Source organism: Peribacillus sp. SIMBA_075 (assembly GCF_046534585.1).
The window spans coordinates 1-18,637 of the sequence record NZ_JAWRYN010000045.1; the positions used below are offsets into that span (position 1 = coordinate 1).

The window sequence follows — 18,637 nt, forward strand, 5'->3', positions numbered from 1 at the left end:
ATTAAGCTAACCACTACTACTGCCTTCATGATTCGGGACTTCCACCCTATAGATTGCACCCATGCCGGGCGCACGAATAAAAGGAGCTGACCCGCATCTTCGGGTCAGCTCCTTTGTTTCAAATTACAAAACTATGTATAGTGTTGGATCATCCGATCACTTCCACCGTTTCCCTTGGTTTCCTTACAAGGCACATGATTCCCGGCACGATGAAGAAGATAAGCGGCCATACATGAAAGACCGTCAGAATGCCCGTAATGACCATTAAGATTCCGGCTCCCTTCGCTTTGCCGCCTTTTAATAGAAAGATTGCGATCAAGCCGCCTGCCAATGCAATACACAGCGAAATGACCCCCGCCCATAATAAGCCCATGAACAACTTGATTGACATATCCACCTCAGATGTAGAAAACTCGGAATCTGTCATTAATGAGTAGTCCATCATTTCCGTAACATCGATACTGTTGAGATAAACTGCCGCTATAATCGTCACGATTAAAGAAATCGCAGCGATACTCACGCCTATGATACTTAATACGAATTCCCATGTGCGTTTCATTTGCTTCGCCTCCCTAGAAAAGTCACTTATATATGATACCCAATTTGGGAAGAAATAAAAGACTTTTATTCCTTCCTCCACGAAATCTCGTGAGCGCCCATTGGGTATCACCCTTTTCCTGATGCATAGTAAAAGTGCCAGTGCTTAGCTCTTTTGAAAAAAGAACAGGCAGTATGGCAAAATTAAATATTAATATGATGATTGCAGCTAACCAACGCCCTATTTACGAATAATACCCAAAGGAAAAGCATATCATTAACACCAGTTTTTTGGGTAAAAAAAGGAAAAAGACTCTGCTTTTTTTTCAGAGTCTATTAAACATTCCTATTCACGATCAACGCCACCAATTCTTCGACAGACGGCTCTTTGGGCATCATATCTTGTGCAAATCCATAGTCTTCAAGTCTTTTGCCGGTGCTTTTCCCGATTACCCCGATGGAGGCTTGATTTAGCAGCGCTTCCATATCCACGTCTGCCTTGTTCCCGTATTCCATCAGAATATCCACTGAATGCTGATTCGAAAAAAGTACCGTATCGACTTCTTTCCCGTCCAGCATTCCCGGAAGGATTTCAAGGAATCTTTCATCAACAAATTTATCGATGGATTGAAAATAAGCTTCTGCCCCATATTCCGAATTTTGTTCCTGTTCCCTATCCCCAATAACCAACAGTGTCCCAGTTTCCACCATCTCGGATTTGAGCTTGGCCATCAGTCCGCGTTGTTGTAAAACCTTCTTCGATTTCCTCGATAATACATAAAGTTCCGAAGAAATCCGGCGGTAATCAATGGCATATTCAGCTAGTAAATCTAAGAACCCATGGACACTTTCGGGTGAAGTGAAGAGAATTCGATCATACAAAAGAAATGAGAGCAGCTGACTTTCTTCAATTTTCACTTTTGCCGCATTCCATTTAGGAAACTCAATGATATCACCGCCAAGTTCATGCAGGGCTTCTGCCAATGAACTCTTTGCCGTCCCGGTCCGGGCCACTAAAAATCGTTGTCCATAAAGAGGCTTGTTTTCGAACCATTGCAGTTTGCCCCTTAGTGAAATGATATCTCCTATCAAGGTGACCGCCGGATTGCCAAGCGACCTTTCACATACCCTTTCGACGATATCGTCCAAGGTCCCCTCTACCGTTTCCTGTCTTCCATAAGTGCCCCATTGAATGACGAGTGCCGGCGTATTCCCTGGCTTTCCATGATTGATCAAATTTTCGCGGATATAAGGAAGGTTGGCCACACCCATATAAAAGGCAACCGTATCCATACTATTCACAAGCCCATTCCAATCTATATCCTTCTTCGTTTGGTCATGGGCCGTAACCATCGCAAAGGAACGTCCATAATCCCGATGCGTGACGGGAACTCCTGCGTACATGGATGCGGCAATGCCAGACGTAACCCCCGGAATGACTTCGAATGGGATCCCCTGTTCTTTCAACGATCCCGCTTCCTCCCCGACTCTTCCAAAGACGGCAGGATCACCGCCCTTCAAACGGACGACCCGATGCCCTGCCATTGCTTTGGACACAAGCAGCTCATTTATCTCCCCTTGGCTGATACCATTCGTATAAGGTGTCTTACCACAATATATCAACTCACAATCAAGAGTGGCAGCCTCCAATAGTTTGGGATTTAGCAATCTGTCATATAAAATGACATCCGCTTTTTCGATCGCCTTTTGTCCTTTTACGGTAATCAGGCCCACATCACCCGGACCTGCCCCCACAAAATAGACTTTGCCCTTGTTCATGCCGCACTCACCCTTATCTGCTTGCAATGCCCTGATAATATTTCACCAGCTCCACCATTGCACTGCCCATCCGTTGATCTTCTGGATATATGACCCGCTTGATTCCTTCATCTATTACCACTTGTGCCGTTACTTTTCCGACAGCAAGAGCAATCACATCGGATTTAAACCAGTCGATTATTTTATCTTCCACACCTTGTTCACGGGCAAATTTCATCAAATTACGAGGCTGAGGTGCGCTCGTGAACACGACAGAATCTACCTTCCCTCCAAGAATTTCTTCGATCAGCTGACGCATCGTTTCTTTTTCGGGCGGTATATGTTCGTATGGAAGGATTTCTTTATGTTCCACTTTTTGCTCATCCAGCCAATTCATCAAAAGAGGCGCTGGATCGCCGTGAAGCTGCAAAGCGACCATTACATCTCCGGACAGATGGCCTTCCAGATTTCGAACGAGCCCTGCCGTACTGCCATCATCATCACGGATTAATGGCTGCAAGCCGAGTTTTTTCAGCATATTCACTGTTTTATAGCCCCTAGCCGCAATTTTCATGGACTGCAAAGCTTCTATGAAACGATCTCCCGCTTCCATCTTCAATGCCGTTTTATATAATAGTTCCGTCCCCACTCCCGTCGTCAGGATGATCCAATCGAACTCTCCTGCCATCAAACGGGTGACATCCTCTTCCAAATGGGAATCATCAAGGAATACCGTCCCCTGTGCTGGACGAACGAGCGGGACTCCCCCAAGATTATCAACGATTTTACTAAGTTCTTCCGTCTTCCTCGCTCCCAATAAAGCAATGGTCCTGCCATTAAGCTTACTCATCCATGCCCCTCCTATATGTACATTCATTTTTGAAACCTCTAATCCATCTCAACTATTATACAAATTTTCAGTCTTTGAAACTATAAAAAACAAAAGTATCTGCGCCTTTTTCTTTCTTTTATCCTTTATTAAATTATAGTTTAGCAGCACTTTGCAGAAAGCAGCATTACCCTTGAACTTTCATTTCCTGAAGTATAAATGCATTAAATTGAATTCATTTTCACCATCACACGTAATGGTATGTATGGCATCCGACTTAATGAATGCTTCACCATCAAGCTCCCCCACTTCGTTCACCATTGAAATTACAAATATATCATCTTCCAGGTTTTTAATAAAACCCTGCACATCACCATATCCCGCATTAAAAAGTTCAACTGAAACCATGAAGTTATTTTCATGTGCAAAATCCAGAAAACTCAAAAGTAAATCTTCATTTCCATCAACGAATTCAATATGATTTTGTTTTTTTGCCATATATAATCTCTTGATTTTCTTAATGTATTTCGTATTGACATTGATTTGGTGAATGCTTTCAAGATAAAGTAAACTGTATCCATCATACAGCCCGGTTGAAGTAATATTAGCTGCCACTACAAACGTATCTGACACTTTTAGTATCTTAGCCACACGAAATTTCCTTAAATCATTTGTATCCGAGTATAATTCGACAAACTCTTCTCTTTCAGAAATTTTAAGCAATTGTTTTTTCATCTTTCAATTCCCTTTCTCCGAAATTATTTATAAGCCCAAATTCTTCATTAAATTTGGCTGTTTTCACATACTTTGTTGCTATTTACCAGGTAGTGAGTTGTGGTTGATTTCCCCTCCAGATGCTCGCTTTCCTTGGTGCGGGCGGTGAGCCTCCTCGGCGTAAACGCCTGTGGGGTCTCACCTGTCCCGCTGCTCCCGCAGGAGTCTCGCACTTCCGCTCCAATCAACCTTAAAAGTTTCGTTTTAAAAACAACGAAAAGAGCCTTAAATTTAAATTCTCTCCTTTTAACTTTCATTCCAAGTAAAAAAAAGACTGCCACCAGGACAGCCAGTTTCCATTTATCAATTCTTGTGCACGACCCTTTGGGCAATTTGCTCATGTTCTTTTTTCACAAAAACATCATATTGAGTAGTTTTATGGCGATTTTGAAAATCCTGGGAACCTAAATTCATAGGCGTTTTCGTTTTGAATTGTATACCCTCGTTTTCCAATTTCGCTAACACCTTAAAATAATTATCATTTCCAAATGCCGTATAGATACAAGTCCAGTATTTATAGAAAATTATTTTGTCAGTTAATACACATGCAAGCACGACGACTAGTATCCCAATTATGATATACACCTTTTTAGCTCCTTTTTATTTCGGAAAATCCCTTCTTTACACTATATTCTTTGCTTCATGTATCATCTCCTTTTTAAACTGCCTTCACTTTGCTCAGATCCGATCCGACAACTACTGCAAACGGTGCTACTATCATGTAAAAAAACCTAATTAATACTTTTGTTTGTTGCAATGTTATAGTGCTATGTAGTACAATAACATTGTGAAATAATTCACAAAGTAATTGTTTATTACAGCTCTGCAAACATAAAAACATGCAGACTGAAAATTTTTTTACAGCCTATTGTGAAATATTTCACATATTAAAGGGATGGAGATATCCTTTTAAGGAAGTTTTTTACTTTCGAAAAAATTGGAGGTATTCATTATGAATTCTACACTGGGAAATAAAGTCGTTTTAGTTGGTACTGGTGCAGTTGGATCTAGTTATGCCTATGCTTTGATGAATCAAGGAATATGTGATGAGTTGGTTCTTGTCGATTTGAATCAAGAAAAAGCGAAAGGCGATGTTATGGACCTAGATCATGGTCTTGTGTATGCGCCTAGTGCCACGAATATAAAATCCGGATCATACGAGGACTGTAGGGATGCTGCAATCGTAGTCATATGTGCTGGAGCCGCTCAAAAACCTGGAGAAACCAGGCTAGATCTTGTAAGGAAAAACATGAACATTTTTGAATCGATCGTAGGCAGCATCATGAAAGCTGGATTTAATGGCATTTTCTTGATCGCAACGAATCCAGTAGACATTTTGGCATATGCGACATGGAAATTTTCCGGTTTACCGAAAGAAAAAGTGATTGGTTCAGGGACTATATTGGATTCTGCAAGATTCCGCTCTTTATTAGGGCAAGAATTTAATACCGCACCTACAAGTATCCATGCCTATATCATTGGTGAACATGGTGATTCACAACTTCCGGTTTGGAGCTCTGCCAATTTTTCCGGATTGCAGATAGCTCCAAAATTAAATGAAGCAAGAAAAAAAGAGATTGCCGTTCAAGTCCGTGATGCTGCATACCAGATCATTGAGTCGAAGGGTGCTACGTATTATGGAATCTCCATGGGATTGGCGAGAATCACAAAAGCGATCTTAAAGAACGAAAATGTCGTCTTACCAGTTGGCTCATTGTTGGAAGGCGAATATGGCCATAGTAATGTTTATATTGGTACCCCTACAGTCATTAATCGCACAGGCGCAAAAAACATTGTCGAGCTTACCCTAAACGAGAGCGAAAAAGAACAGTTTGCCCGCTCTGTTCATACGCTTCAAGATATTCAAGCCCAATTTTGGGAGTAGTTCATACACTAACCAGAATTTCTTATGCAGGGAGCTGTCATTATGTTAGTACAAACATACAACCCATTTAATAATCTTGCCATTTCAGCATTAGTTGCAGCTATACCGATCCTTTTATTTCTATTATGCTTGACGATTTTTAAGATGAAAGGAATCCACGCAGCCCTTCTAAACTTATTTGTTACCTTTCTTATCGTCCTTTTCCTCTTTAATCTACCTTTGGGAGAAGCAATCGGAAGTGTGGTTCAAGGTACGTTCCAAGGGATATGGCCGATTGGCTATATCATCGTGATGGCGGTCTGGTTATATAAAATCTCTGTTAAATCCGGAAAGTTCGAGGTGTTACGCGGTAGCATAGCAGGGATTTCACAAGACCAACGCCTTCAGCTCTTACTTATTGGTTTTTGCTTTAACGCCTTTCTTGAAGGAGCAGCAGGTTTTGGTGTACCGATCGCAATCTGCGCCGTCCTATTGGTTTCATTGGGATTCAAGCCTTTACAGGCAGCGATGCTCTGTCTAATAGCAAATGGTGCTTCGGGAGCATTCGGGGCAATCGGTATACCGGTTGGTATCATTGGGACATTCGGCTTGGAAAATGTAACATCGATGAATGTGTCCATGATGACAGCCTTAACACTGCCGCTCATTAACTTTACTATTCCGTTTTTATTAATATGGCTGATGGATGGCTTTAAGGGGATCAGAGAAGTATTGCCGGCCATATTAGTGACATCGACTACTTATACAGTGTCCCAGGCGATCATGACCGTTTTTGTAGGCCCAGAGTTAGCTGACATTATTCCATCTCTCTTAACCATGGGGGTGCTGGCGTTATTTCTTAATAAGTGGCAGCCTAAACATTTATTTTTACTCAACGGCAAGGAATTTGAATTCGAAAAACATTCAATGGGTGATATCGTAAAGGCATGGTCTCCATTTTATCTATTGACGCTATTTGTTTTGATTTGGAGCTTTCCTGCCTTTAAAGGACTGTTCTCTCAAGGAGGTATCCTTGAATCGGCTGTCCTGAAATTCATATTTCCGGGATCTTCGATTACGATCGGCATTGATTTAATCGGTGCAACGGGAACAGCGATCTTATTGGCTGCGCTGACGACCATCGCTACGACGAAAGCCATTAATGTCAGTGAAGGTCTTTCCCTCCTGAAAAAAACGGTTTTAGAGTTTCGGATTCCAATCATCATGATATGTGCGATCATCAGCATAGCCAAATTGATGTCATATGGTGGATTAACAAATGTTTTGGGGGAAGCGGTTGCGACAACAGGACAAATCTTCCCGCTATTATCACCGCTATTAGGGTGGATCGGCGTGTTCATGACTGGATCTGTAGTGAATAACAATACGTTATTTGCTCCAATACAGGCTACGGCAGGCAACATCATAGGGACAAACTCATCATTATTGGTTTCCGCAAACACTGCCGGGGGCGTCATGGCAAAGCCCGTTTCTCCACAATCGATTGTAATCGCGACGGCTGCAGTTGGCGAAACCGGAAAAGAATCCGCTTTAACGAAAATGACATTGAAATACAGCTTTGGGTTATTAGCCTTCGTGTGCATTTGGACATTTATTTTATCGCTATTCTTTATGTGAATCCAAGTAAAACTCACGGCTTCGAAAAAGACTGCATCCAAGATGATCAGTTCATCTTGAATGCAGCCTTTTTTACATTTGGCTGTTTTCACATACTTTGTTGCTATTTACCGGGTAGTGAGTTGTGGTTGATTTCCCCTCCAGATGCTCGCTTTCCTTGGTGCGGGCGGTGAGCCTCCTCTGCGTAAACGCCTGTGGGGTCTCACCTGTCCCGCTGCTCCCGCATGAGTCTCGCACTTCCGCTCCAATCGACCTTAAATAGTTTCGTTTTAAAAACAACAATCTTTACGAAAAGAGCCTTACATTTAAAGCAAAAGCCCTTGTCCTTCCTAGCCGGTTTATTTTTCCGGCACGTTACAAGAACCGTCCGTACAAGCATCGCCTGTTGCTGGATCATTCACCATTTGCAGCGGATTTTCCTCAGCCCATATTTTTTTCAGCGTATCCAGGAACGCTTCCGTTGGCTGTGCGCCGGAGATGCCATACTTGCGGTTAATGACAAAGAATGGAACGCCTGTAATTCCAAGCTGGCTTCCTTCCTGCTCATCGCCCCTTACTTCCGCCGTGAATGCCGTTCCTGCCAGCATGGCTTCTGCCTCAGACTTATCAAGGCCAGCCTCTTCAGCTAAATTAACCAATATAGCATGATCGCCAATATGCTTGCCTTCAGTAAAGTATGCTTTGAACAGGAGATCGTTCATTTCATTCTCTTTACCTTTTGATTCAGCAAAATGCATCAAGCGGTGAGCATCGAAAGAATTCGTTAAAACCACTTTGTCCAAATGATATTCGAGACCCAATTCTTTTGCCTGCTGTGTCAGGTTTTGATTGTTCGCTTCCACATCCGCGTGAGACATGCCGTATTTCTTGGCCAGCATTTCATTTTGAGACATATTGATATCCCGCTCAGCCTCTGGGTTCAACTCAAAACTGCGAAATGAAACCTCTACCTGAGCTTTATTTTCAAATTGTTTCAAAGCCTCTTCGAATCGACGCTTCCCTATATAACAAAACGGACATTGATAATCCGACCAAATTTCCACCTTCATGTAAATACCCCCTCATTTTAAATGCAATCGCATTAAGCACATTATATAATCTTGGGTATCCTCTTGCAAGGATATTACCCTAGACACTCATTTTCAAAATTGGCCAAATCGACTTTTTTCATGAATTCTTCTAATGTATAGCCCTTTAATAAGCGCAATGTTTCCTTTTCGGCCTCATTCATGATTTCCTCCAAAGCCGTATCCAGCTGCTTCCCTACTTCACCGCATTCGCTCGTTTCCATACAAACTAGACATTCCGGCCGTACCGCTTGATACACATCGGCCAAAGTAAGCTGAGAGGCAGCCACCTTCAAGCTATATCCGCCTTCCCGTCCTTCCTTTGTTTCGACGATCCCCGCCGCTGCAAGCTGAGCCATCACCCTTCGTAAAAAAGTGGCATGTGATTTAACCTTTAAGGCGATTACGGAACTTGTAAGGAGCTTTTCGCTTTGTGCGAGCCAAACCAGAGAGTGAATGGCAATAGCAAACCGCGGCGGTCCAATTTGATTATTTCGATTACCTGATGACATGCTTATCCCCCTTACACCCCTATCCATAGTAAGCCCATTATACTATGTTACGTTCTCCCGAACAAATGGACCCTTGGACTTAATCGATTCACAAACATATAGGCTAAATGGTAAATCTGTATCACAGGAGATCTTCCCTGAAGGAAAAATCCCCCTATTTACTCGTCATACTTGGCGCAATACTGTCATCTTTAGTTTTAGCGCCCTGCTGTTGGCACCCGCTTTATTCATAATGGATATCAGCTGGATCGGCACAACGGGCGGGATGCCGTCAGCCTATGAAATATCGGATAAGATCACCTTAGATATTGTCTTAAATTCGCTACATAAATTAAAACCAATCATTCGCATTTTATGAAAGACGGATTTATTCGGAATCTAAAAAAGATGCCGCCTGCAAAATAAAGACAGCATCTCCTTCAACTTTTTTTTAATGTCCTTTACAAAGGGGGCAATTCAGACATACCTAGCCTTTTTATAAAGGATGTTTAATTAATTCCTTATCAAGAAATTTGGTTTGTAGGACTATACATATAGTTTCTTAGTAAAATAAATACCAACCCTAATATTAACGATAATAATCCCACTAATACGACGTATTGTGTACCTAATTCTGAAATAAATAATCCACCTGCAGCTGTACCAATTGTTGTTCCTAAGTTAACGGATGATAAAAATAATCCATTAGCGAAATCAGGAGCTTCTGGAGCTGCAGACGTAATCCAATATTGATTAATATTAGTTCCTATACCAGCCAATATTCCCCAAATTAAAGTAATGATAGCCATAGGAAAAGTAAACTGTCCTAAAAAGAATAATATGATATAAACGGCTCCCAATGCAAAAGGAAAAGATACTACAGATTTGATGGCATCTTTAGTAAGTAACTTCCCTGCCACAATGTTTCCAATAATATTTGCCCCTCCGAATATGACTAACATTAAACTAATCGATTTCCCGGAGGTATTCGTAACGGTTTTAAGATACTCAGCAAGATAACTATACACCCCAAATACGGCTGAATTTAGTAAAATGACAGCAACAATGGAAAGCCAAGTAATTGGTTTTTTTAATACCGATAATTGAGCTCCGTAAGAAAGTCTTTCTTTAACAGGCATAGAAGGGAAAAATGCTAATGTAGCCACAAATACTATAACGTTAACTATGGCAAAAAATGCCATTGATATTTGAAATGAAACTGTGCTGGCAAGAAAACTTGCGATAGGTACACCAAGTACCATTCCCGCAGATACTCCAATAAAAACTTTTGAAACAGCTTTTGGAGCTTCTTCTTTACGAACTGAGTTAGTAGCCAATGTAAAAGCTGCTGAAAAATAGATTGGATGAAAAATGGCTGGTATCACACGCGCAATTATTGCAATGGCAAAGTTAGATGTAAATATAGAGACAATGTTACCTAGAATGAAAATTCCAAGTACAAGTAACATTGCCTTCTTGCGATTTATCCCCGAAAATAATAACGGCATAGTTGGACCAGACATTGAAACAGTAAGTGCGAAGAGACTCACCAGCCACCCGGCCTTAGATACACTGATATGAAAGTGATCAGCAATGTAGGGTAATATCCCTATAACCCCCATTTCAGTATTTATGATGCCGAAAGCGCCTATCATCAATATATATATAAGTAAATTATTTCGTTTAAGCAAAAAGCAACTCCTATCTTCAATTATTTACAATTAGGCAGAAACGTTTCTCCACCTTCTTATCCAGGTTCAGGCATTGTATCAAAACAAACTACTGAGATCTTAATTCACCATATCCCCTCTTCCGATCATCCTCTTTTTAATCAAGTTTTTCGATTGTAACTTTAAAATCGTCATGTATGCTTTTAAGTTTTTCTACTCCAGATTCGATCTTACCTAATTTGATCAATCCATTTGAAAGCCCATGATCCCCATAAAATAAAGTAATATTTCCCCAAGGGGAAAAATAAGCAAAGTCTCCAACTGAAGGGTCACTGCCAGATGGTGCGTCTTTAGTAGTTAATCTTTGGTCTAGGACACTAATTTTTTCGATATTCGCATAATCTTTAAAAGTAACTGTTAATGGCAGTTGGTCAAAAAAATCTCTACTTGTTGGATTATCGTACAATTTCACAATTACTTTTTCGTTATTACATGTCAATTTCACTCTAACGTCTTGCATATTATTAAGACCCTCATTATCTTCACTATTCTGATTGTCCGTTTTATCAGTTTTAACTACATTATTAGTACTTGAATTAGTATTTACATTATCATTGCCCTTGATGTTTTTTTCATTATTACTACTGCCACAAGCTGTTAGAAACGTTGAAGTAGCCAATATAGATAAAAGAGTCCATTTATACCCTTTTCCCATCAATATGCCCTCCTGATTTTTATTCATAATTGCTTGGAAACTAACATAAATGAACAGGGATTATCCTAAAGACTGTTATTAGTAAAAAATTGCCCCCAACAAGCTAAGAGGCAGTTTTTTAATCATTTCGTTAATGGTAACTTCCATTAGATAACTTGTTTCGTTGGGCGAATCAAGATTTCGCTTACCGCAACCGTTTCAGGTGTGCTAATCGCATAAGCCACTGCATCTGCGATATCGCTTGATTTCAAAGAAAAACCTTCTCCTGAATCCATAAGATTCTTTACCCATTCTTGATCTTCAGGAGTATTAATTGTTGTATAAAGTTCAGTACTTACAGCACCTGGTGAAACAATAGTTGACCGAATATTATTTTCTCTTTCTTCCTGGCGCAGTCCCTCCATAATCGCTCTAACTGCAAACTTTGTACCGCAGTATACGGCAGATCCCGGGTAAACAACATGACCAGCTACGGAATCAGTTGAAATAATATGACCGGACTGTTGCTTTTTCATAATGGGTAATACAGCAGCCATTCCATTTAAAACACCCATAATGTTAATGTCTAACATTTGACGCCATTCATCAAAGCGTGTTTCCGAAAGTGGCGCAGTTGGCATGACTCCAGCATTGTTGTAGAGCACATCTACACGGCCATATTTTTTGACCGCCAAATCTATAACTGCTTGAACTTCCTCTTTTTTTGATACATCTGCAACAGCATAAGAAATTTCAGCATTTGGTAATGATTCAACAAGAGCTTTCAAGCGATCTTCACGACGAGCCGCAATCACTAATTTCGCTCCTTCTTGTGCAAGTTTCTTGGTCGTTGCTTCACCAATCCCACTGGATGCCCCCATAATAATAACAACTTTATCTTGAATATTAGACATAATTAATAACTCCCTTTCTTATGTGTATTGAAAAACTATAATAGTGGATATTTACTTCGCTTAACAAAGAAAATCACCATTTGTTGATTAATCAACATCCGTTTATCATTATAAATAGAAACAGGATTCACTCACAATGGTTAAATGAACGCGATTTGTTGATTATTGAACAAACCATATAAAAATGATGATTATCTTTAGGGAAGTATTGTCTTGTAAATTCATCTTCTCTTCGTCATATCCGCCAAGTATAATAAACGACATATGGTAATCCTTAACAAAACCCTTCAAATTTACATGGCGAATGGAATTCTATTCAGACAAAAAAGTGTGAATCCCGACAAGAGATGCGGGATTCACTCAATGTACCATTGACACGCAAAGCTCTCTACGTCTTTCCACACAAGCCTTATTTTTTCTTCAGATTTTCTTTGAAGAACGATTCAAGCTTGTCAAAGGGGATTAAATTCACCCGGTCGTACAGATCCACATGACCTGCGCCCGGAACAATGTAGAGTTCCTTCGGTTCGCCCGCTAGCTTGTAGGCGTCTTCGCTGAACTCTCTGGAATGAGCGTTTTCACCCGCGATGAAAAGCATGGGACGAGGAGAAATCGTCTCTATATCTTCGAACGGGTAGAAATTCATGAACTTGACGTTACTGGTAAGCGTCGGGTGTGTCGTGAGTTCAGGTGACGAACCTTTTGGAGTGAATTCGCCCCTTGGAGTGCGGTAGAAGTCATAAAACTCACGCTCAATGGCGGTCGAGTTTTCATTTAGCTCATGCACTGTTCCGCCGGTGTATTTGATTTCACCGCCCGTGAACTCCACATAGCGTTGCTCGGCTGCCTCTGCAATGATCTTCTTTCTTTGCTCAAGTGTCAGGGAATGTTTAAGCCCATTACGATTAGCATTACCCATGTCGTACATACTGACTGTCGCAATGGCTTTCATGCGCGGGTCGATCTTGGCTGCGCTGATGGCAAAGCTCCCGCTGCCACAAATCCCAAGAACACCAATCCGATCCCTGTCAACAAACGGCCGGGTGCCCAGGAAATCCACCGCAGCACTGAAATCCTCGGCATAGATATCCGGCGAAACAGCATTGCGAGGCTGACCCTCACTCTTTCCCCAGAAAGACAAATCCAAGGACAAAGTAACGAATCCCCGTTCAGCCATTTTTTGTGCATACAGATTCGCACTTTGTTCTTTTACTGCGCCCATAGGATGCCCGACAATGATCGCCGGATTTTTGGTGTTCTTCTTCAAACCTTTGGGAATAAAAAGATTCCCTGCAACTTTCATGTTGTATTGATTTTTAAACGAAACCTGCTTCATGTTTACCTTGTCGCTCTTGTAAAAGTTGTCTGCTCCATTGGACATGTCTGGCTTGTATGCAACGTCGGTCTTGGATGCAGCGTCAACGCCGGTCTTGAATGCAAAGGTGGCCGCGGATAAAAGCAGGCCCAGTGCTATCACTGTGAGTACACGCGTGATAATAGATTTTTTTTTCATTTTAAAATAACACCCTTTCTTTTTTTGTTTTTGTAAATCATTCTTTTGTAACTATAATGATGACATTGACTTCGTTCAGAAAAGAAAACATCATTGATTGATTAATCAACATCTGTTTATAATTATAAATAGAAACACGATGCTCTCAATGGTTAAATGAACGCAATTCGTTGATTACTCAACAAATCAATAAAAATTGTTGATTATTTTTAGGAAAGTCTGGTGACCAAACAATGGCGAAAATAGATAGAAGAATAACCAAAAGCCAAGAAGCCATTAAAAAGGCTCTAATCGAACTGATGTCTGAAAAAAGTTTTGATGACATTACCATTCAGGATATTGCAGACAGAGCAAATGTTAATCGAGGAACCATCTATCTCCATTACTTAGATAAATTTGATCTATTAGATAAAGTCATGGAAGAACATATAAACAACATGAGTAATTTTTGTGAGTCGGCAACTGAAATGGATTATATAGAATCGACTGTACACTGTATGGAATACTTTAAGAGTAATTATTTATTCTTTTCGACGATGTTAGCGAGTGAAGGAGCTCCAAATTTTCGCAGTCAGTTCCTTAAGTTTAATATCGAGGAGTTTAAGAAAGATGTGGACATAACAAAAGGAAAAAATCACAGTCAAAATGAAGATGTAATTGTTCATTTTATTGCAAATGCTTACGTAGGGGTAGTGGAATGGTGGTTAAAGAATGGAATGCCTTATCCACCTCGTGTCATGGCAGAAAAAGTGGGGGATTTGTTAGAGAGGATAGTATAATTACTATTATGAAAAACCTTCTTAAATAAGTGTAGAAGAAAAAGTGACTTTTACTAGGATAGTGGTCTCTTCTTACTTATTAAAATAAACATTGTGAATCATTGCACTTAAACTACCGGTGTTTTAGTTGAGTAGTTGATTAAAGATTACTAAAAAAAGAATTCATTTTTTACGCTTTTTTCAAAATGAATTCTTTTTATTTACGCTAAAAAGCTCAAATAATGTATCCTTTTTAAACATTTCCCGAGGTCGGCCCCCATATTTCGAGAGCATATTTCTAAGGATTCAAGAAAACTTAATAGAAATTTCCCCCTTCAACCACATAGATGAAATCACTAACTATTTTGTAGATAGGGATATATGGAATATAAGGACCTTTGGGACAATCTCGAAATTTATCAAATTTGCGGGACCAATTAAAGGTAGCGTATGCAGAAGTCTACAAGAAGATATAAGCTGAGGCACCTTCCCTTTCTTGTTCAATTAAAGGGCCAGTTAACGGAATAACACAAACAGAAGCCTTGCCCTTATTTTGTAGAGATTCCTGAAAGATTCCAGCACCTCAAGGTGGGAAACCAATGAACAAAACAGACCGTTTGTTAGCCATCGTGCTGGAGTTACAACGTAAAGAAGTTGTACGTGCCGAAGATTTGGCAACTAGATTTGAAACGAGTGTTCGGACCATCTACCGTGACATTCAGGCGCTAAGTGAAGCAGGCGTTCCGATCATAGGTGCTCCTGGGACAGGATATTCTCTGATGGAAGGCTATTTCCTGCCGCCGATCAGTTTCACGGTACAAGAAGCCGTAAGCTTGTTGATGGGAACGGACTTTATTGAACAACGATTTGATGATGATTATCGTGTCAGAGCACAAGCTGCCCGCGGCAAAATCGAGGTCATTCTACCGGAGAGCGTTCGCAATGAAACATCACGTGTACGCAAGGCTATACGTTTGCTCATTTCCGATAAACAGGTCACGCCATCAAAAGAAAAAGAATATCTAGAAAAGATTCGTCGAGCGATATTAGACGATCGAAAGATCAGCTTTCATTATGTAAAAAAACTTGCAGATTTCGATGGGAATCGCCATAGTGTTCGTACCGTTTCCCCCTATGGATTAGTTCTCGTTCAAGGATCATGGATGCTCGTGGCCCGTTGTGAACTGCGCCAAGACATTCGCCATTTCCGATTGTCTCGAATGACGGAATTTATTGCTCTGGAAGAACGATTTGAACGACCAGCGCATTTTAACTTAAGGGAGTATACCCCTCCGGACGATCGGCATTTGCGAGTTCGCCTCCGATTTAACCAAGACATCGCAGATAAGGTGAAGGAATCAAACAATCATTACATAGAGGATATGGAAGAGCATCAAGATGGATTGCATGTGGTCTTACGCGTTCGTCAACTGGACGAATTGCTGCGATGGGTGCTTGGCTGGGGAGCCGATGTGATTGTATTAGAGCCTGAATCATTTCGAAATCGGATTCGTGAGGAAGCCCAAAAAATGTTAAAACGCTACTGACATAATGTTGTCAGTAGCGTTGTTTTATAATCGGAGTCAGTAAAATGATTCAGTTTTTGAATGAATTTGGTTTTTACTGGAAAGTTTATAACGAAATAAAGTGTATATGGTATTGTTGTATACATTTATTATTGGAAGGATGGTATCTTGTGAATTTTGCTTCTGTACGCATCATTACAGACGACGTGGATCGTCTAGTCAAGTTCTATGAGAAAGTCATGGGTTTATCAGCGGAGCGTCCCGCGCCCGTCTTTGCCGAACTCGTTGCGGCATCGTGCACCCTGGCGATCGGCCACTCCCAGACTGTGCCACTGTTCGGTGAAGGTTCAGCAGTGGCGGCCGACAATCACTCTATCATCATAGAGTTCCTTGTCCACGATGTCGATGCCGAATACGAACGATTAAAGCCGTTTATCGAGGAGTGGGTAAAGGAACCGACCACGATGCCGTGGGGGAACCGTGCTATACTGTTCCGTGATCCAGACGGCAACCTCGTTAACCTCTTCTCGCCGGTGACCGAGGAAGCGATCAAACGATTCACTGGTAGGGCTTGATGGACAGTTGAAATGAGTGAGGCCACAATTTGGAGAGTTGGTAACGATTCGTAAAACATATGGCCCAGCTGGTTTAAAATGGCCAAAAAAACAGGAATCGTTGTCGTACTCCTCTAAATATAATAGAATTATCTTCAAATCAAGTCTTCAGTCAACGGGCGCTTTAATTGAATAAAAGAAGAGCACATATTATACATGACTAATATGTGCTCTTCTTTATTTTTAAGGATTTTTATAATTTAGGTCTTGATAATACAGTTTCTTCCGGTGCCTTTATTTTCTTCGACTTTTTTAAATCGATCACAGGTACGGCTTCCCCTTTATAGCTTCCTTTTTTTAATGTACCCGTAATGGTGTACCAATCATTCGTCTTCATCCCTTCCACATTCCCATTGACCATATATCCATATAGCGTCGCATCCACTATACAACAGGACATGGAGAGGCGGGAGATGGCCATTTGTTTTTCTGTAAAAGTATCCTCTCGATATATGAACCCCGTAAGCTCTATTTCTTTCCCCTCGATCGTATCGAGGTTGTTCAGTAAATCATCCAGTACCTCAAAGTAATTATCATCCGTAACGGTAATTTTCTCCCCATTCGTATGTTTCCCTTTAGCATACGAGCTTACCTTCTGTGGCTGCTGGTTCGCCATCCCTCTTTTCGCCAGCACTTCCCCGCTTAATGTAAAATCGGTCAAGATGAAGCCCAGAAGAATCGGAATGAAGAACAAACTATATTTCAGGACCAGCGCGGATGGGGAAGACTCTCCGTCCGATTCACAATCACAATGATGTACACCATGTTTTTGTTTTTTCATACGGAGAAGACTGATCACTAAAAAAGCAAAAAGCGCCGCCAATGCATATGGAACCATTTTGGGCGCAATCAATTTCGTTAAATGTCCCGAAACATACAATTTAAAAATCATGAGGCCCAGTCCAAGCAGCAGCAATCCCTCAAGTCTTTGGATAAAAAAACGTTTCATCAGAAGCCCCCCTTACTGATCAATCCGCCTGCAATCAGGCATAGGCTGAAGACGACTGCGAAAACAAGCAAGACATATGTTACGACAAAGCTCCGTTTAAAGCAGGACATCATGATCAAGATATTTTTCAAATCCAGCATTGGCCCAAATACAAGGAAACCCAGTATCGAACCTGGTAAAAAACTATTGGAAAAGGAAGCGGCAACGAATGCATCAGCAGATGAACAGAGTGAAAGCACAAACGCAATCCCCATCATCAATGCCGTGCCTATTATCGGCGCCTGACCAATATCGGCCATTACGCTCCGATCCATAAGCACTTGAAATAAACTGGCAAACAAAGCCCCGATGATAAAGTATCTGCCGACCATAAAAAATTCCTGTGAAGTATGATCAATGAAGCTTGTCCATTTAGTTGATCGAATATCGTGTTCATGCCCGTGAACCACTTCAAATTTCTCCTCTTTCACCACATCCTTATTGCTGAATATATAAATGAATAAACCTACGATTACGGCTGTCAGGACGCAAAGAATGATTCTTCCATATAGAATGGACGGGTTATTTTGGAACGCATAATAAGTTGAGCCGAACACGATGACATTCAATATTGGGGCAGTTACGAGCAAGACAACACCTGCATGGACCGGGACACCCTTTTGAATCAATCTCCGTACGACCGGGATGATTGCACATTCGCAGACCGGTATGATCAGCGCTGCCCCTATCGCAGCAAAAATAGCTGTCATTGGTCGTTTTGGTATCATTCGCTGAATGATTTCCTCACTGATGAACAACTGGATGAACGAAGATGCAATAGCACCCAGGAACAGGAAAGGAATCGATTCTAAAAACAACCCCAAAAACACGACGAACACAGAGTGAAGCATCGGGTGGCCCGAGAGATCAATCCCTTTTGGAATGAACACATCGCCAAGAAAAAAGAATGCCAGCAGCAAAAACAATAGAATCAATAACAGCAAATTACCCGTATAACGTTTCAAAAGCATGTTCAACCACCTCGCAAATCATAATTATTAC

Annotated in this window: 18 protein-coding genes; 5 read left to right on the plus strand and 13 right to left on the minus strand. The window is 41.0% G+C overall.

Annotated elements, in window-relative coordinates; all coding sequences use genetic code 11:
• Nucleotides 1–148: 148 nt before the first annotated feature.
• The 5 genes from SB775_RS22635 to SB775_RS22655 all read right to left on the minus strand — a co-directional run bounded on the left by SB775_RS22635 (nt 149) and on the right by SB775_RS22655 (nt 4,483).
• On the minus strand, nt 149–559 hold the full coding sequence (locus tag SB775_RS22635; RefSeq protein ID WP_410863445.1) for a DUF4064 domain-containing protein: 411 nt from the start codon (nt 557–559) through the stop codon (nt 149–151).
• Between the two features lie 314 nt (nt 560–873).
• Nucleotides 874–2,316, minus strand: coding sequence for a uroporphyrinogen-III C-methyltransferase (cobA, locus tag SB775_RS22640; protein WP_410863447.1), 1,443 nt, complete (start codon nt 2,314–2,316; stop codon nt 874–876).
• A gap of 13 nt (nt 2,317–2,329) precedes the next feature.
• Entirely contained in the window at nt 2,330–3,145 is an 816-nt protein-coding gene (locus SB775_RS22645) for a uroporphyrinogen-III synthase (protein ID WP_061464441.1), read from the minus strand.
• A gap of 180 nt (nt 3,146–3,325) precedes the next feature.
• The gene (locus SB775_RS22650; RefSeq protein ID WP_410863448.1) at nt 3,326–3,859 is read right to left on the minus strand and encodes a hypothetical protein; all 534 of its coding nucleotides are present in this window, start codon (nt 3,857–3,859) and stop codon (nt 3,326–3,328) included.
• Nucleotides 3,860–4,201: 342 nt separating this feature from the next.
• Entirely contained in the window at nt 4,202–4,483 is a 282-nt protein-coding gene (locus tag SB775_RS22655; RefSeq protein ID WP_410863449.1) for a hypothetical protein, read from the minus strand.
• A 367-nt stretch (nt 4,484–4,850) separates the two neighbouring features.
• On the opposite strand from SB775_RS22655, the gene SB775_RS22660 reads away from it, so the two are divergent.
• Together SB775_RS22660 and SB775_RS22665 are read left to right on the plus strand one after the other, a co-directional pair.
• Nucleotides 4,851–5,783, plus strand: coding sequence for an L-lactate dehydrogenase (locus tag SB775_RS22660; RefSeq protein ID WP_410863451.1), 933 nt, complete (start codon nt 4,851–4,853; stop codon nt 5,781–5,783).
• Nucleotides 5,784–5,825: 42 nt separating this feature from the next.
• The gene (locus SB775_RS22665) at nt 5,826–7,400 is read left to right on the plus strand and encodes an L-lactate permease (RefSeq protein ID WP_410863453.1); all 1,575 of its coding nucleotides are present in this window, start codon (nt 5,826–5,828) and stop codon (nt 7,398–7,400) included.
• Between the two features lie 338 nt (nt 7,401–7,738).
• Here the strand turns inward: SB775_RS22665 and SB775_RS22670 are convergent, their stop codons facing one another.
• From SB775_RS22670 to SB775_RS22695, 6 genes are all read right to left on the minus strand, one after another.
• Nucleotides 7,739–8,449: a DsbA family oxidoreductase gene (locus SB775_RS22670; protein WP_410863454.1), complete on the minus strand. Its 711-nt coding sequence runs from the start codon at nt 8,447–8,449 to the stop codon at nt 7,739–7,741.
• 74 nt (nt 8,450–8,523) lie between these two features.
• Nucleotides 8,524–8,979 carry an RrF2 family transcriptional regulator gene (locus SB775_RS22675; RefSeq protein WP_089363590.1) on the minus strand — a complete coding sequence of 152 codons (456 nt, stop codon included), beginning with the start codon at nt 8,977–8,979 and terminating at the stop codon, nt 8,524–8,526.
• A gap of 503 nt (nt 8,980–9,482) precedes the next feature.
• Nucleotides 9,483–10,649, minus strand: a complete 1,167-nt coding sequence (locus SB775_RS22680; RefSeq protein ID WP_410863456.1) for an MFS transporter — start codon at nt 10,647–10,649, stop codon at nt 9,483–9,485.
• Between the two features lie 136 nt (nt 10,650–10,785).
• The gene (locus SB775_RS22685; RefSeq protein ID WP_217899811.1) at nt 10,786–11,343 is read right to left on the minus strand and encodes a cyclophilin-like fold protein; all 558 of its coding nucleotides are present in this window, start codon (nt 11,341–11,343) and stop codon (nt 10,786–10,788) included.
• A 146-nt stretch (nt 11,344–11,489) separates the two neighbouring features.
• Nucleotides 11,490–12,236, minus strand: a complete 747-nt coding sequence (locus SB775_RS22690; protein WP_410863457.1) for an SDR family oxidoreductase — start codon at nt 12,234–12,236, stop codon at nt 11,490–11,492.
• Nucleotides 12,237–12,645: 409 nt separating this feature from the next.
• Nucleotides 12,646–13,749 (minus strand): alpha/beta hydrolase, encoded by a 1,104-nt coding sequence (locus SB775_RS22695; RefSeq protein WP_410863459.1) that lies wholly within the window; start codon nt 13,747–13,749, stop codon nt 12,646–12,648.
• Between the two features lie 233 nt (nt 13,750–13,982).
• Between SB775_RS22695 and SB775_RS22700 the strand changes: the two genes are divergently transcribed.
• The 3 genes from SB775_RS22700 to SB775_RS22710 all read left to right on the plus strand — a co-directional run bounded on the left by SB775_RS22700 (nt 13,983) and on the right by SB775_RS22710 (nt 16,608).
• Entirely contained in the window at nt 13,983–14,528 is a 546-nt protein-coding gene (locus SB775_RS22700) for a TetR/AcrR family transcriptional regulator (protein WP_089363587.1), read from the plus strand.
• Between the two features lie 578 nt (nt 14,529–15,106).
• A complete protein-coding gene (locus SB775_RS22705; protein WP_089363586.1) occupies nt 15,107–16,054 on the plus strand; it encodes a helix-turn-helix transcriptional regulator in 948 nt (315 codons plus the stop codon).
• Between the two features lie 149 nt (nt 16,055–16,203).
• Complete coding sequence (locus SB775_RS22710) at nt 16,204–16,608, plus strand: VOC family protein (protein WP_089363635.1); 405 nt, start codon at nt 16,204–16,206, stop codon at nt 16,606–16,608.
• A gap of 232 nt (nt 16,609–16,840) precedes the next feature.
• Here SB775_RS22710 and SB775_RS22715 read toward each other — a convergent pair whose 3' ends face one another.
• Together SB775_RS22715 and SB775_RS22720 are read right to left on the minus strand one after the other, a co-directional pair.
• Complete coding sequence (locus tag SB775_RS22715) at nt 16,841–17,596, minus strand: TIGR03943 family putative permease subunit (protein WP_410863461.1); 756 nt, start codon at nt 17,594–17,596, stop codon at nt 16,841–16,843.
• Nucleotides 17,596–18,606: a permease gene (locus SB775_RS22720; protein WP_286140969.1), complete on the minus strand. Its 1,011-nt coding sequence runs from the start codon at nt 18,604–18,606 to the stop codon at nt 17,596–17,598. Before SB775_RS22720 ends, SB775_RS22715 begins: the two co-directional genes overlap by 1 nt.
• Between the last annotated feature and the right edge of the window lie 31 nt (nt 18,607–18,637).